This window comes from Paenibacillus polymyxa, from assembly GCF_015710975.1.
GTDB classification, from domain to species: Bacteria; Bacillota; Bacilli; order Paenibacillales; family Paenibacillaceae; genus Paenibacillus; species Paenibacillus polymyxa.
Genome location: NZ_CP049783.1, coordinates 748,907 through 762,236 on the forward strand (window position 1 = coordinate 748,907; position 13,330 = coordinate 762,236).

A 13,330-nucleotide genomic window follows, 5' to 3' on the forward strand; every position below is an offset into this window, starting at 1 on the left:
CCCCACGCTCCTCTATGCTGTTTTCACTAGTCCATTTAACCTACCATCTGCGTCGTCGCTCGTCGCCACTTAGAGGAAAGTCGCTCAATTCTCCGAGTTGGTCATGTGCAGCCTTATAAATGCGGAGGATCGCTTGCACCTTGTTAAAATCATTGTCTTCCGGACCGAATCCTTCCATATACATCCTTTGGATAATGTTTTGGAAAAAATCCATACGCTCGCGGATGGAATCCTGTTCGATTTGCAGCACATCTTCAAAGCTATGTGTCTCAGCAAATTCAGACAGCTCATCAAAATCCTGTTCCTGATATCGCTCTCCCCGAGTTTCGGGATTGAGATCAATAGAGGTACGCAGGGTTGACAATAAAATATTTTCACGTGCCAGCATGACATGAAAATCTTTGTTCTTAAACAGATCCGTAACGATCAGACGGCACATTTCCTTGTTTTGCAGCAGAATCCCATCAAAGGGATGTAGCGTCCACACACCGTAGTTAAAAAATAAATTAAAATTGAAGCTGCTGCTCCCATACTGATATACAATGTTGATTTTCGATTCATCGATGATTTCAAATGAAAATTCCAGCATGCATTCTCCTTTGGGATTCCAATATTTAACTCTATCCTATCAGAAAATGCATGATTTTCAATAAAAAATTTTATTTCACAGTTTCATTTAACTCCACAATAGAGTCTGCTTTTTCGCTACTGGCAGCCACGAGTAAAAAGACAATCACACACCCCAAAATAAAGGACATCATACGCTCATTCTCTCCTTTGTCATTTCACTTTTTAAGAGTTTATGCACGAGAATGCTATATATGTTCATCATGTCCTTTATGCTCCGCTGCCAAACCAAAGAAAGACGCCTTTTGGAATCACCCTGGCGTCTTTTTTCATAGATTATTGTGTTTATTGAGTATTAGTTATCAGTTCAAAAACGAACTTAGCCCCTCAGAAGAATGGTTGTCCTTCAGTGGTTTGGATTGTTCTTTCCCTTCGATGCCCAAACGCTGGCTAAGATTGGCATTGATTGCTGTCATTTTACTTGTATAATCGTGGCAACTTTCAATAATTCGACGGTTCGATTTTTCAGACAGATCCAAAGCAGATACCAAATCACCAATCGCCTGATTCACAGCCTCCAATGACATAGAAGGCTTGCTAAGCAGATCCGTTGTTCTCTCGGTCGTCGTTTTGAGAAGCTTCGCATTTTCCTTGAATTGATCCTCAATCGTACGGTTAGTCGCATCAACGGCCGAAATAATTTTATCTTGATCCGCCAGTGCCATCGCGATCATAGCCGATACGGTGATCAGATTCGATGTTTTATCAATCGCATTATTAACGGAATCAATCAGTTTATCATTGTTATCATTAATAATATCCGTTGCTGCAATCGCCTGATTGTATAACAAAATCATTTCAGTCATCGACTGTGTGCGAGTAACCACTTTGCGCAATCCCCGCTCCAGATGAGGCTTACGATTTTCATTTTCCGGCTTGGCAATCTCGGTTTCGAACAGCTCTTTCAAGCGATTACCAAAGGCAATTTTCGTCTGTAAATTGTAGATTTCTTCAATGGAAGCCTTCTTCAACTGTCTCATGCTGACGATATTCTCTTCCAGATTATCCTTACCATCTCTCAAGGCAGTAATGATTTTCTCGATGTTCGTCTTCACCGACTGATACTTGTAGATATAGTTTTTCAACGGGCTTTTACGCAGGAGCTTGCCAAAAAAACCTACATCTTTACTCTGCTGGAGCGTTTCGCATTCATCCCGGAGTTTTAAGATCATATTTGAAACCTCAGCCCGATCACCGGACATGAGGTCGTTTACCGGACGATCCAACATTTTAAGGGTTTGTCCCGCCCGTTCCTGCGTTTTAACCCCCAGCTTGCCAATGTCATCCATTAAGGTATCCAGACTCATAACATCGCTTTGCGATACCTTTTGAATCAGCTGTGAAGCCTCCTCAGTCACCTTTTGTTCATCTTCTTTTTTCAATTCAGCCCATGGGGTCGCCATCATGCTAACCTCCTATTCTGAAAACAACTGTTGCTGAAAGCTAATAGTTATTATTCAGAGCAGCTATGCTGCTGATTTTTTATTCTATTAAAATAACCTACAATTCGGAGCTGCTGTACCGCTGGTGAATAAGCTCTGCTTTGCTCTGTAATTCCATCAGGTCCTTATGCTCCACCGTGGATACAATTACAGATATTTTGCTATCCACATCTCGCAATCCGTTTAGTAGCGTCCTGCGGTTGGTCCGTTTCGCGTCGCCACTGAGCCGAAGAAACGGGTTAATCAGTCCGTTCAAGTCCTTCAAAATCAATCTCCGAACCGTGTGATTCACTTCACTATTGTTCAATTCATGCAAAAGCGGGATGACCCGCTGCAAACGTGCAAATAGAGCCAGCGCCTTCTCGACAATCTCGTTATCAAGCGCATCTTTCTGTCCCTCGGAGATCACCATATCCTCCAGTACATCCAAATACTCCATGACCTGAACAAATTCACTGGTCATCTGGTCCGGCAAACGTGCTTGTCCTGTGATAGACTCTCGCAGAGCGGTAGTTTCCTTTTCATGTTGCTGTGCCTGATCAGCCTGCTCCTGCATCACCGGAATCACGGAACCGGTCAGATTAGGACGAGGATGGCGAACAGCCATGACAGCACTGTATCCTCCGATACAAATGATCGGGATTGCCAGACACACAAACAACGGCAACCAATAACTTAGTAAAAGCGCAATCAGGTAGCTGACCACAGCAATCGTGGCACCCCACATTTTAGAAGTCATAGCTTATACCTCCTGACGTAAACCCTTACCATATTGTAGAAAACAATATTTGCCTATGTCAATGTAAGGATTTGCGTATCGTGATTGGCTGCTCGATGTGACTGGCTAGAATGTCGTATTGCGGGTGTAGTGGACCGATTTCATAACCCAAAGCCGATTTCACTGCCAGATAAGGAAAATTGATACCAGACAAGCACGATACATGAAGTCCTCCAGACATCCGCGGATTGATCTCTAGCAACTTGGCCTGCTCGCCGTTATATTTCACTTGAATGTTATAATTGTACGGAATGTGATACGCCTCAGCGACCTTCTCTGCCACCTTCAACAGCTCAGGATGCTGCTCCAGCAGCCGTAATCGTCCCCCTGCCTTCCTACGCGGAACAGCTGCTAACAATTTTCCGTTTCGGTCAGCCAAGCAGTCGATACTGTATTCATATCCCTCCAGCAGTTCCATCACCATCAAATTGGGAAACGTCTCTGTGGAAGACAATACGCGATAGGCCTCCTCGAACGAAATATGATTCAGTGCATGGCCGAACAGTTCCTCCAGCGGATCACGTTCATTATCAATGATACGAAAGCCCATTCCACCTTCTGCATTACATGGCTTGAAACACACCTTGTGCCCAAGCGCTATTAATGACTCGTAAGCCTGTTTAAACTGCTCGGCATTACTGGCAATGGCATAATCGGGAATGGTGACAATATCCTTTTGACGAATAGATTCATAAAAAAGATCCTTCTCCATCAATTGCTCCAGCAGTTCGGTATCCCGGCACACCATTACTTCTGTACCAATATCGTCGAACAAATAAAGATGCTTGCTAATATCGAGCATATTCCACCGCGGAATAAAGATATCAATTTCATGGCGTCTGCAAAAATCAGCACAAAACTGTGCATACTCCACACCGCTCGTGCGCGGCTCTACTTCAGCTACATCACTGGCCTGCAGTGCCATGTGCTGCGGATCAGAGTGTGTGGCATAGATCTCGAACGGAATACCGTCCTCATTGTTGCGTATAGCATTCATATAATGATACACCACCGAAAACCAGCGGTTAAAATACACTTTGACCTTCTTCACAACGCCACGTCCCCTATTATTTTAATCATGAAGTACGAGACGCTGTCATGCTCCCGTGTACCTCATAGACATATTCCATAATTTCATTTGCTGCATAAACCCCCGACACTTCCGTAAATCGGTAATTGACCTCTAGCTTATCCCGCTGCTGTTCCCGATACAATTCACCATGACGCGGGGCAATCGCATAGTCGGCATAATCCAGCAGACAACGGTCCAGTAAAGAGTCACCGGATGCAACCACAGCTCCCCCATTGGTGAGGTTACGGATATGCGCCACGGCTGCCTGTTTATTCACGGCCGCAGGCACCAGATATACCTTACGACCTTGAATGGATACCTCCCAGCCCATTTCATGCATCATCCTTGCCTTCTCCAGCACCTGTTCCAGCGGCATACGATCCCGTTCAATCACGAAAGCATAAAATAGTTCATCGCAAAAACGCTCGTTTACGACCCAGTCTTCATGAAGAACCTGTCCGAACACCTGGCGTGCCTCTTCCGCATGAGCACCATCGCGGCGTACTTGTTCGTGAATACGTCGATTCCACTCTCGGTCCACCTCGCCTCCGACAATGATGTTTCCGCCATTACTCGTCACGGCATAGGCGGGAACCAGCTCCGTCTGAAACACGGTGATTCGTCTATACTGTTCCATGGTCCGAGTTGTCACAGGCATAAACATGACATCAGCCGGTAGTGTCTTGAGCCATTGCAAAGCTTGTGCAGAAATAAAGGCCGACGTCGCCCCATCGATCTGTTCCGCAGGCAACAGACCAGGGGACTCCAGCGGTACGCCAAGCGAGCGTTTGGAGTAAATCAGCGTCTGATCCAGGTCACTGGCGTAGATCATTCTTGTCCCCCCTTGAGCGGCTTGATGATTCCGCAACAGGAATAGGTCAATCCTTCAAATACCTCAACAGGCACTCCACGATCCTTGGCCAGCAGCATAATATGCTGAAGATTCGGATTATCTTCACGGTCAATCAGAATTTTCCATGGCACCCTGCGGAGCAGTACGCGAGTCGTCTCCCCCACTCCCGGCTTGACCAGATTAATATCCCGAATCCCAAATGCCTGCTGAATCGCCTCAATATCCCGTAAGCCCTGCCACGTCACGACAGGCGGATTCAATGTCATCTGTTCCGCATAGGCAGCCGCCGTTTTAGCCACGGCTTGAAAATAACCGGACACCGTATCCACAAACGTATTGGATTGATCCACCGACCGCCAGGATTCATAAAATTTAGCCCCATGAAAGTCGTCCGGACCTATCAGATCATCGCGTAATACCGTCCGGCTCATCAGACCTGATACGGTTGAATTCAGACAAGCGCTCGGGATCAAATAATCTTCTCGTGTACCAAAGGTCTCCGAGCAGCTACCCGGATCGGCCAGCACCGCCAGATCATCATTTAGGCGCAGCCCGTAATCTGCATTCATCTCACGACAGGCCTCGATCAACACCTGACGAATGGCGCCTTTCCCCGTCCAGCCATCGACAAACTGAAGTTCAATCCCCAGCCCATGCTGCTGTAGAATGTACAAAATAGCATTCCGGTCAATGCCTTTGCCACGAATAATAGAAATACTGTAATGCGGCAAGGATACGCCATACTTCCAGTCAATATAACGCTTGATCAGGATACCAATAGGCGTCCCTGCTCTGGCAAGAGAAACAATCGCCGTGTTCAATCCTCTTTTTCTCACAATCATCTCAGCCACAGAAGCTGCCGCTAATGCAACCTTTTCGGCAGATTGGGCAAGCGTGTCGTGAAACAACTCAATATACTCTGCTGTGGGCTGGTACTCCACTGGCAGCATTTCTGAATAATGGACGCCCGACTGTATCGCCTCTTCCCGATCCTCCGTCCCTTTTTCCAGCGCAACCCGGCTCAAATCCTTTAATAAAAAAGTGACATCTGAGGCAGGATAACTGCCTAGCGGTTCGGGCGGATGAATGTTCTTCTGCTGTATTTGCTCCATAAGTGCTTGCTTCATATCCGCGCTCCTTTACTCTCCTGCCTAGTTAAACCATTAAAATAAACGACATTCACTTTATCACAACCCAGACGGCTCAATGCCTCCAGCATGGGCTTCATTCGCTCTGGGTCCGACTCTCTTTCCAGCAAAACGAATATTTCGTCATACTGACCTGGCTCTACATTATAAATAAAATTGCGTACCGTACTGTCCTCAGGTGAGGGATAGGTCACGCCACTTGCGACGCCATACCCTTCTTCTCTATGGGGATACACCGGGCTGCGTGTGGTGGACTGATAATATACGTTCGGGCCTAACTCCGCTGCAATCCGCATTGGAATGTACATGAATTCCCCCGTACCCATTACCAGTGTTCGTTGTCCTGAACGAAGTTGGTTCAGTCGTTCAGCTGTGTACGCGATTTCTGCATCCAGCGCTGGATTGTCGGCGGATTGTAGACCAAAACGGCCTGAATATTTAAGATAAGGAGCTGTATTGGCGTACCCGTCGGTAGATATGGAGGTATGTGATATCCGCTCAAAAGCGGAAGCATCCTCTTCAAAACAGCGGTCAATTGTTCCAGACAAATCTTTATTAACCTCTGCGGTGCTAGTGGCTGCATGCTCTGCGTTCCCGGTCTGTCCGGCATATTCTGCGTGATCCAGTATCGGTGTTCCCTGTATTTCTATCTTTCCTTTGAGCAAACTTAGAGGCGTAATCCTAATATCTAGCTCTGCTTCCAGATCAGCAAAAGCTCGCTCGTCGCTGTCTGTCCGCCAGTCCAATAACGAAGCTATCACATACTGTTTGCGCGGAAAATGTTCCTGAATATCCCGTATAATATTAAGCGTTGTTTTTCCCGTCGTAATCTCATCATCTACCAGCACAATGGGTCCATCTCCGGCAAAAGCATCCTCATTCAGTGCATAACAACGATGATCAACAGCGTGCGAATGCTCTTCTTCAAACCGAATAATAGGCCGAAGGCCCGGAATATCCTCGCGTGTCGTATGAATATATGTAGCACCGTCATCAAATAACCGATACATGCTGTGCCCCAGTGCTGTAGCCGTCTCGGCAAAACCTACAAACTTGATTGGCTCTGGAAAAGCAAAAGACAAACGTTCATCCATCAGCTTTTGATAGGCCTCTTTTGCATAATTCGGGTCAAGGAGTCCTCTCACGGCCTCTCCAATCAGTTTATCCATCCGTTGTCCTGACTGTGGGACAAGCTCTTTATATAGCAGGATTGCCAGTGCTGCCCCACTTAACAGAGAGGTGTATGGATTTACCGGAATATGCTTGCCCAGCACCTTGCTGACAAACAAAAACGAACGCTTTTTGTTGACCCGTGCCGCCATCGCAAACAGCTTGTCCACAGAAAGACAGAATGGATTATGAGTTTCCGTAATTTTAACGCTGAACTGCTCCAGAATTGGCAGCAGATGTGTTTTCATAGTTGGGTAAGAGACTGACAAAATGTTGTTGTTCATGTAACACCCCGTATACTTTAGATCTATTTATAATACGATAAGCCCAATTCAAATGAGGCTTAATTTCATTCATTTTGTTGGCATAGGTGCTCTTGAATACACCCAGACTACCGTCATTACGTTCAACAATCTCAAGTGCATCCATATATTCTTCATGAGTCACCGCATACATGGCCTGTACCGGCTTAATGTGGGACGGATGAATGATCGTTTTGCCGATAATCCCATTCTCTTTATCCATCATAACTTCGCGAATCAGCCCATCCACTGCATCTGAGATGAAGTCCATTCGCAAGTAGCGCCCCGGCTTCCCAAATGCGTCTTCAAAAGGCGACACTCTTAATTGAGGTTTAAAGATACGTTCCCGGTGAGAGAAATATTCCCATACAGGACCGGAAATGACATAGTCCGAGTCCACGCGTCCGAACAAGTTAATAATATCTGCGATGCAGTCCCGAATGACGGCAATCTCATAAATCGTAATATCCGGGCTGCGTCTCAGCCCATACAGACTGGAGAAATCAGTAGCCCCAATTCGTACATTCAGCACATATTCCTGAACCTCGTCCAAAATTTCTTTAATCGCCAGCAGCTCTTTCCAACGGGTTTCCCGATAAATAATTTTAGAGCTTTCAAGAATCGGCAATCCATACAACACAGGCGTGCGGCTTGCGTCTCCTGCCCCTGTATGCATAGTCCGGTTATATTCAGTAATGAGTGCAAAATACGCCCGTCCATTATCAGAGGAGAACTTGGGGAGGACAAAGCCCGTAAGCAGCTCCAGGGTTTCTCCCAAACTGTTCAGCAGTCGTTCCAGCTGTTCCACAGATCGCACACGTACAAACAGCAAAGGTAATTGCTGTTCACTCATCATCCCTGTCCGTACATAGGACAAGAGTTGAAGCAGTTGCTGTGCCAGCGATTCTTCGGCCTGTCCGACCTGCTGATCCCCTATAGCATCCTCCAAATCCAGAATGACCGTTGTAAGTCCTTCATGCTTTCCATTTTTGATCTCTTCCGCTACTTCCGAGCGGGTCGCCGGCATGTACAAAGCCGCTCCTATGGCATAAGCCAATATACTTTTGGGTGAACGGTTATGAAACTCCATCGGTGGAGTACAGAAGATCGCTTCTACTTCCTCAGAGGTTAAATCATTAAAATATTTCAGGGCCCTTCCCCTCCTCTTGCTCTATCTCGCCTGACTGAAGCCCTGTGCCTCGGGTATAAAAGAAATCCCCCCTTAGTTTCAGGAGGGATTTCGCTATACTTTGTACATTAAGCCTCTTTGTCGGCCTTTTTCTTTCTTTTCGCCGAGCTAAGAATCATTGTGCCTACAAAGACGGCAATCAAAATGCCGAAGAATAATACTTGCGACATATGAAAGCCAAAAGCAGCAGCCAGCATTTTACCCCCAATAATGGCGATCATAATAAAGGCTGTCTGTTCCAGTTCCGGAAATTTATCAATGAGCTTGAGGAACACTTGTGCAACACCACGCATCATCAGAACGCCGAGTATACCACCCAGGAACAGAACCCATACTTTCTCGCTCACACCAAAAGCGGCAATGACACTGTCAATACTGAAGGCAATATCCATCAGTTCGACCATTAATACGGTTTTCCAGAAAGAAGTAGGTTTGTTTTTCACTTCTCCATCACCCTCGGACTTGAATAAGCCCTTGTAAGCGATGTAGAGCAGATAAGCCGCACCCAGTACCTTAATCAGCGTGAACTTAATCAGGAAGGTACCCAAGCCGATGGCCAGAAACCTGAATATATACGCACCTAAAATCCCGTAAAATAAGGCTCTCTTCTGCTGCTCTTTTGGTAAATGCTTAACCATAACTGCGAGAACCAAGGCGTTATCCGCCGACAAAAGACCTTCCAGCAAAATGAGAGTTCCAATAATCCCCCAACTCACCGGGTCAGTAAGCGTACCTACCACATCACTCCATGAAAAGAAATGCCCGTAGTTCTCGCTGATATTTTTAAATAAATCATTCAACATGAAAAGAGTGCCTCCGATAATTCAATTTATTTACTACCCTGCGTCCAGCGCATGCCCCAGTTATATGCCTGATCCATTTCACGATGACCGCCATAAAACTGTACGAGTCTCTCAATACTAAACGTTTCATCGTTCACATTTTGGATCATTGCAATCGCACACATCCCTTTGCGATTGTCATGTTCATTCATATGAACGATAATGTCTGGCCCGTCCTTCTGGTACAGCGTGACTACCCCGTCTGCTTGTGACCAGTTCGTGACTCCTTCATAAATGAAGGTAAACACCAAAATTCGCTTAATTTCAGAAATTTTAGCCCCATTAATACGGAGATTTTCCCCTGTTTTCACAGAGCCCGTACGGTCGTCACCATCCAGAGCAATGTACGGGAAGCGATTTAGAGAACCGAAAACTTCCCCAAGCGCCTGAACGACACCTTTATCCCCGTTCTTCATCTCATACAAGCAGCCCAGATCCAGATCGACACCCTTGGAGCCACGACTGAAAAAGCCCTTACTCTGCTGTACCTGATTCCAGTTCAGATTGATTAGGATTTCACCTAATCCGCCTGAGCCCTTTTTCAGGTTAATGGTATCTCCCTTTTTCTTCAGCTCAATTTTCCGCAGATTCAGATTTACCGGAGTTGCAGATGGCTCTGGCTTTGGAACAGGAGGTGCAGGCGGCGGTGTGGGTACTGGTCGAGGTGCTGGAGGTGGTGTAGGCACCGGCACCGGAGGGGCCGGATTATTTTCCACTTCAATGCCGAAATTTTCACACAACGCATCCAATCCACCGGAAAAGCCTGCGCCTATCGCGTTAAACTTCCATTCACCGTTATGGCGGTACAGCTCGCCTATCACAATGGCCGTCTCGACTGTAAAGCCACTATCCAAATTAAATCGTAAAACCTCTCCATTAACCGGATGAACAAAACGTATAAATCCGCCTTGAACCTGTCCAAAATTTTGCCGTTTCTGATCCGCATCATATATGGTCAGTGTAAACGCAATCTTCTCGATATGGGAAGGTATTCTGGTTAGGTCCAGGGAAAATTGTTTCTTGTCACCAAACTGTTGTCCATCTGAATAGGTGATAAAAGGTGTAGTCGGATTATTGTAAAAGATCAGATCCTCATCGCCTGATACTTTCCCTCCAGGGCCCAGCAAAAATGCAGAAGTATCAAGTTCCAGAGCCGCTGAGGACTCCCAACCGATCCCTATGTTGACATGGCTCAGGCCTGGATTCGTTTTGGTCAAATCCACCTTCTGCCCCTTTACTACGATAACAGCCATGATTGTGTCACCTTTCTGTCCGTTTGTCGTGTTCAGCGTACGCCCTTCAATGGCTTAAAAAGAAAGGGGTAGCGCCCTTTGGACACCACCCCCATGTGGATATTATTGAGCGTCCAAGCCATAGTTTTTAGCAAGCGCACCCAATCCACCAGCAAAACCACTACCGATAGCCTGGAATTTCCAGTCTGCATTGTGACGGTAAAATTCACAGAATACCACAGCTGTTTCGGTGGAGAAATCCTCTCCCAAATCGTAGCGCAACACTTCACGATCCGTTGCCGCATCTACCACACGTACAAAGGCATTGGACACTTGTCCAAAGTTTTGCGCACGTGCCTCATAGTCATAAATCGTAACTGTAATTCCGATACGATGGATATTTGCAGGAATCTTTGCAAAATCAATAATAATTTGCTCGTCATCCCCGTCGCCCTCACCTGTGCGGTTATCGCCTGTATGAGTAACAGCACCCGCTCCACCTGTTGGGTTATTGTAGAATACAAAATCGTCAGCTGCCTTCGCTTTACCGTCCTCATATAGCAGGAAAGCCGAAGCATCCAAGTCAAATTCTGCGCCGCCACTATATTTATTGGTATCCCAGCCAAGACCTACGACAACACGAGTCAAGCCTGGATTCGTTTTGGTCAGATCAATACGTTGTCCTTTGGAAAGACTAATCGTCATACTGCATACCTGCCTTCTTTGTGTAGATTTTTTAAGCTAAGCCGTAATCACGTGTCAAGCCTGCAAGACCATCCTGGTAACCGCTGCCAATGGCATTGAACTTCCACTCACCGCTATGGCGATACAACTCGCCTACCACGACGCCTGTTTCGATCGAAAAATCTTCTCCCAGATCAAAGCGAACCAATTCTTCATTGTTTGCCTCATTTACGATACGTGCGTAGGCACGGGACACTTGTCCAAAGTTTTGGCTGCGTTCTTGTGCATCATAGATCGTAATCGTAAAAGCGATTTTTTCTACGTTAGCAGGTACATTGCTCAGATCAACTTTAATTTGCTCGTCATCTCCGTCACCTTCACCTGTGCGGTTATCTCCGGTATGAACGACAGAACCGTTCTCGTTTTGTGGATTATTAAAGAAGACGAAGTTCTTTTCCGTTTCCACTTTGCCGTCCGCATTCGCCAAAAATACGGATACGTCCAAGTCAAAATCTTTACCGCCATCGTACTTATTGGTGTCCCAGCCGAGACCAACCGTGATTTTGGACAAGCCTGGGTTTGTTTTCGTCAAATCGATTTTTTGACCTTTAGATAAGTTAATTGCCATGAGTAAGTACCCCGTTTCTCATTAGTTTTGTATGAGCAATCTAAAATTACATATAACGCTGAGCCAGCACATCAATATGTACGGCATGGGTGCCTGCACCGATTGCAGCAAACTTCCATTCGTCGTTATGGCGATAGAGTTCTCCGCAGATCAGTGCAGTCATTCCCTCAAAATTATCAGATAAATTAAACGTCACCAGTTCCTTAGAATTAGCACCGTCCAGAATGCGGATATACGCTTTCTCGATCATGCCGAAATCCTGTTTCCGGTTTACGCAATCATATATATTCACAACAACAAGCACTTTATCGACATTGGCCGGAATCCGTGCCAGGTCAATCATAATTTGTTCATCATCGCCGTCACCTTGTCCGGTCAGATTATCACCGGAATGCACGACTGAGCCGCACGGGCTTTTTTTATTATGGAAGCATACTACATTGTCAGATTGAGTTAGTTTCCCGTTGGCATCCAGCAAAATGGCAGAAGCATCACAATCAATATTGGGTTGCTTCTTGAAACCAAAAAATCCTTTGGACTGCACGGGGTCCCATCCCAATCCGGCTATAACCTTGGTTAGTCCTGTGTTTCCCTTGGTCAAATCAATTTTCTGGCCCTTGACCAGATTAATTACAGCCACTGATTAACACACCTCCCTTCCATAAAATTTACAGACTAAATTCAGACGGATTCAAACCAAGCGCACCACAAATCTCAGCAACAATCCGTTGCTCATTGGCATCAAAGTCACCGTCAGCTGCACCAATGGCACTGCATACGCCGACGACAAGTCGACCTACTTCAGGCTTGCCTTTTAATTTACCAATCGCTTTTAACGCTTCCTGTTTGCCGATTTCAGGTGAAAATTCAAAGTTTGCTACATAGTGATTGAAACGGTTGATGACCTCACCCATATCAAACACTTTCAATTCCTCACTGATATTTATGTATCCGGCCATTTTTGTTTTTTCTTCCGGACTAATAGTACCGTCGGCAAATGCCACTAATGCACAACCTGCAACAACAGCTTCCATAAAATCTTTGTTCTTAAATTTCTTAACCTGGTCGCCCAGTCCTTTTTTAGTTGTATTCAACCAATTTTTAAATGTACTCATATTTCCCTCCACAATTACGTATTTGGGTATAATCTATCCTAGTTAATTTCTTCCTTTACTATAACCTGAATTACGATCTTATTCTACAATAATATACAAAAATGCGGTAAATCCGATCTACCTTTTGTAGGTATCCTCTCTATCTTTAGCCCTATTTTTTGTCGAAAGTATCCCTTCCATTATCACCCATTTGATAACGCAAATGCAAGTTTGTAGAATGGTAGACTTCTATGGATATGCAACAAAAT

Annotated in this window: 14 protein-coding genes; all 14 read right to left on the minus strand. The window is 45.7% G+C overall.

Going from position 1 to position 13,330, the window contains the following annotated elements:
- Window positions 1–40: 40 nt before the first annotated feature.
- On the minus strand, window positions 41–589 hold the full coding sequence (locus G7035_RS03580; RefSeq protein WP_016821461.1) for a hypothetical protein: 549 nt from the start codon (window positions 587–589) through the stop codon (window positions 41–43).
- 340 nt (window positions 590–929) lie between these two features.
- Window positions 930–2,030 (minus strand): toxic anion resistance protein, encoded by a 1,101-nt coding sequence (locus tag G7035_RS03585; protein ID WP_016821463.1) that lies wholly within the window; start codon window positions 2,028–2,030, stop codon window positions 930–932.
- Between the two features lie 97 nt (window positions 2,031–2,127).
- Window positions 2,128–2,808: a hypothetical protein gene (locus G7035_RS03590; RefSeq protein ID WP_019686275.1), complete on the minus strand. Its 681-nt coding sequence runs from the start codon at window positions 2,806–2,808 to the stop codon at window positions 2,128–2,130.
- A 58-nt stretch (window positions 2,809–2,866) separates the two neighbouring features.
- Window positions 2,867–3,898 carry an ATP-grasp domain-containing protein gene (locus tag G7035_RS03595; protein WP_019686274.1) on the minus strand — a complete coding sequence of 344 codons (1,032 nt, stop codon included), beginning with the start codon at window positions 3,896–3,898 and terminating at the stop codon, window positions 2,867–2,869.
- A gap of 25 nt (window positions 3,899–3,923) precedes the next feature.
- Window positions 3,924–4,751 (minus strand): HAD family hydrolase, encoded by an 828-nt coding sequence (locus G7035_RS03600; protein ID WP_019686273.1) that lies wholly within the window; start codon window positions 4,749–4,751, stop codon window positions 3,924–3,926.
- Window positions 4,748–5,899: a cysteine protease StiP family protein gene (locus G7035_RS03605; RefSeq protein ID WP_019686272.1), complete on the minus strand. Its 1,152-nt coding sequence runs from the start codon at window positions 5,897–5,899 to the stop codon at window positions 4,748–4,750. Before G7035_RS03605 ends, G7035_RS03600 begins: the two co-directional genes overlap by 4 nt.
- The gene (locus G7035_RS03610; protein WP_029514865.1) at window positions 5,896–7,242 is read right to left on the minus strand and encodes a phosphoribosyltransferase family protein; all 1,347 of its coding nucleotides are present in this window, start codon (window positions 7,240–7,242) and stop codon (window positions 5,896–5,898) included. The genes G7035_RS03605 and G7035_RS03610 overlap by 4 nt, the downstream gene beginning before the upstream one ends.
- Before the next feature lie 52 nt (window positions 7,243–7,294).
- Window positions 7,295–8,482 carry an HpcH/HpaI aldolase/citrate lyase family protein gene (locus G7035_RS03615; RefSeq protein ID WP_019686270.1) on the minus strand — a complete coding sequence of 396 codons (1,188 nt, stop codon included), beginning with the start codon at window positions 8,480–8,482 and terminating at the stop codon, window positions 7,295–7,297.
- Window positions 8,483–8,649: 167 nt separating this feature from the next.
- A complete protein-coding gene (locus G7035_RS03620; protein ID WP_013369621.1) occupies window positions 8,650–9,384 on the minus strand; it encodes a TerC family protein in 735 nt (244 codons plus the stop codon).
- 26 nt (window positions 9,385–9,410) lie between these two features.
- Window positions 9,411–10,676: a TerD family protein gene (locus tag G7035_RS03625; protein ID WP_019686269.1), complete on the minus strand. Its 1,266-nt coding sequence runs from the start codon at window positions 10,674–10,676 to the stop codon at window positions 9,411–9,413.
- A 102-nt stretch (window positions 10,677–10,778) separates the two neighbouring features.
- Window positions 10,779–11,360, minus strand: a complete 582-nt coding sequence (locus tag G7035_RS03630; RefSeq protein WP_013369619.1) for a TerD family protein — start codon at window positions 11,358–11,360, stop codon at window positions 10,779–10,781.
- A gap of 31 nt (window positions 11,361–11,391) precedes the next feature.
- Window positions 11,392–11,967, minus strand: coding sequence for a TerD family protein (locus G7035_RS03635; protein ID WP_016821472.1), 576 nt, complete (start codon window positions 11,965–11,967; stop codon window positions 11,392–11,394).
- A 46-nt stretch (window positions 11,968–12,013) separates the two neighbouring features.
- On the minus strand, window positions 12,014–12,607 hold the full coding sequence (locus G7035_RS03640; protein ID WP_016821473.1) for a TerD family protein: 594 nt from the start codon (window positions 12,605–12,607) through the stop codon (window positions 12,014–12,016).
- Between the two features lie 28 nt (window positions 12,608–12,635).
- Window positions 12,636–13,082 carry a tellurite resistance TerB family protein gene (locus G7035_RS03645; protein WP_013369616.1) on the minus strand — a complete coding sequence of 149 codons (447 nt, stop codon included), beginning with the start codon at window positions 13,080–13,082 and terminating at the stop codon, window positions 12,636–12,638.
- Window positions 13,083–13,330 lie beyond the last annotated feature (248 nt).

Excerpts from the sequence above, each read along its gene's own strand:
- G7035_RS03580 (WP_016821461.1), bottom strand. The coding sequence starts at position 589 with ATGCTGGAATTTTCATTTGAAATCATCGATGAATCGAAAATCAACATT.
- G7035_RS03585 (WP_016821463.1), bottom strand. The coding sequence starts at position 2,030 with ATGGCGACCCCATGGGCTGAATTGAAAAAAGAAGATGAACAAAAGGTG.
- G7035_RS03590 (WP_019686275.1), bottom strand. The coding sequence starts at position 2,808 with ATGACTTCTAAAATGTGGGGTGCCACGATTGCTGTGGTCAGCTACCTG.
- G7035_RS03600 (WP_019686273.1), bottom strand. The coding sequence starts at position 4,751 with ATGATCTACGCCAGTGACCTGGATCAGACGCTGATTTACTCCAAACGC.
- G7035_RS03605 (WP_019686272.1), bottom strand. The coding sequence starts at position 5,899 with ATGAAGCAAGCACTTATGGAGCAAATACAGCAGAAGAACATTCATCCG.
- G7035_RS03610 (WP_029514865.1), bottom strand. The coding sequence starts at position 7,242 with ATGGCGGCACGGGTCAACAAAAAGCGTTCGTTTTTGTTTGTCAGCAAG.
- G7035_RS03615 (WP_019686270.1), bottom strand. The coding sequence starts at position 8,482 with ATGGAGTTTCATAACCGTTCACCCAAAAGTATATTGGCTTATGCCATA.
- G7035_RS03620 (WP_013369621.1), bottom strand. The coding sequence starts at position 9,384 with ATGTTGAATGATTTATTTAAAAATATCAGCGAGAACTACGGGCATTTC.
- G7035_RS03625 (WP_019686269.1), bottom strand. The coding sequence starts at position 10,676 with ATGGCTGTTATCGTAGTAAAGGGGCAGAAGGTGGATTTGACCAAAACG.
- G7035_RS03630 (WP_013369619.1), bottom strand. The coding sequence starts at position 11,360 with ATGACGATTAGTCTTTCCAAAGGACAACGTATTGATCTGACCAAAACG.
- G7035_RS03635 (WP_016821472.1), bottom strand. The coding sequence starts at position 11,967 with ATGGCAATTAACTTATCTAAAGGTCAAAAAATCGATTTGACGAAAACA.
- G7035_RS03645 (WP_013369616.1), bottom strand. The coding sequence starts at position 13,082 with ATGAGTACATTTAAAAATTGGTTGAATACAACTAAAAAAGGACTGGGC.